Origin of the sequence: Nocardia sp. NPDC051900 (assembly GCF_044452545.1) — a bacterium.
Taxonomy (GTDB): Bacteria; Actinomycetota; Actinomycetes; order Mycobacteriales; family Mycobacteriaceae; genus Nocardia; species Nocardia sichangensis.
The window spans coordinates 1-1,358 of sequence record NZ_JBITBU010000076.1; the positions used below are offsets into that span (position 1 = coordinate 1).

The following is a 1,358-nucleotide window of genomic DNA, read 5'->3' on the forward strand; positions in this document are numbered from 1 at the left end:
GTCAACTCCATTGCGTTGCGCTGTGTTTCTAACACCATCGGCACAAGGGGGCGCGCGCCCGCGCAACCGCCGAGCGGTCTGTACACCGGTTGTTCACCGAAGCTCCGCAGGCCTGTCTGCCGAGATGGCACCGCAGCCCATCCGACACCACGCTGAGCTCGCGCGAGATCGAGGTGCTGCGCCTGGTCGCCGACGACAAGTCGAACCGGGAGATCGCCAAGGAGCTGCTCCTCAGCGGACCACCACCGGGAAATCCCATCTGGTGCACATCTATGCCAAGCTCGTGGTCGGCTCACGGACCTCGGCGGTGGCCCGCGCCTGCGCACAGGGTGCGATCTGAGCCAGTGCGGGTACAGGACCCATCAAGCCGGCCACCGTGTCATCCACCGCGGCGGCGGGGATGTAGGTCATCGGCCGGTCCACTACCGGTAGGTCCGGGAGATACTGTCCGCCCCCACTGTGGCGTTCAGGTACTTGGTCCGGGACCGCCGCCTGGCTCAGCGCGGCGGATTCATGGTGGCCGGCCAGGACAGGCTCCACTCCTCATTCGGGAGCAACTGTGCCCGCAACCCCGATGGCGCCGCAGCCTGCTTCGGACCATGCTGGTGGCCCAGGATTTTCGCGACTGGCGGCCACCACCTTGGTGTCCGCGACCCGCACGACGCTGCCCACTGGCGAGTTCGCCCAGCCTGTCGGCCAGAGTGATCGGGGTGTCGCCGAGCGCCGATTCCCAGTGGTAGGAGACCAGTCCGCGCATGCCGACGGTGCCGTCGGCGCCCGGGACGGCACTGGAGACCTGCAGCCGCATGAACGGCTCGGCAGGCACGGGGCAGCGCGCAACGCTGGCCGAGACTAACTGCGAATATCCCAATCGGCAGTCAACGTCGAGTCCGGACTCGAAAACCTGGACCTGTGTCGTGACCAGGTGCACCGGCCGTCCGCCACTACCGTTTACCTCCGTTGCGCAGCACTGTGTTTCGAAGACGATTCCGCAGAGGCAGGCCCGCGCCACCGCCGAGCGGTCGATACACCGGCTGTTCACAGAAACCCCGACAACCGATCTGCCTCCCACCGAGAACGATCGGGGAATCGGTTCGAGCGCACAGACTGCGGGAGCACCGCGAAGCGCGCCGCTCGAGGCGACAGGTTCAGAGGCGGCGGAGGCGGTGACTCTGGCGTTCCTGCTTGTGCTGCGCCGCTGCGGGATGGGGCGGAGGCGCACGCAGTGACCGACCGAGGCTTGACGTGCGCGGTACTGGCCGAGGTGAACTGCGAGTAACCAATTAGTGGTCGTCGTCGGTTCCGACTCGAAAACCCGGAACCGTCGTGATTAGGTGCTCCGGCAGCAGCGACGAAGT

The 1,358-nt window shown here is 66.6% G+C and carries 1 protein-coding gene and 1 pseudogene; one reads left to right on the top strand and one right to left on the bottom strand.

Features of this window, described 5'->3' with window-relative positions:
- Window positions 1-143: 143 nt before the first annotated feature.
- Window positions 144-340: pseudogene (locus ACIA5H_RS37775) on the top strand (LuxR C-terminal-related transcriptional regulator); the annotation flags it as partial.
- Here ACIA5H_RS37775 and ACIA5H_RS37780 read toward each other — a convergent pair.
- Window positions 271-411, bottom strand: coding sequence for a hypothetical protein (locus tag ACIA5H_RS37780; protein ID WP_397081163.1), 141 nt, complete (start codon window positions 409-411; stop codon window positions 271-273). The pseudogene ACIA5H_RS37775 and the gene ACIA5H_RS37780 sit on opposite strands and share 70 nt — an antisense overlap.
- Window positions 412-1,358: the final 947 nt, after the last annotated feature.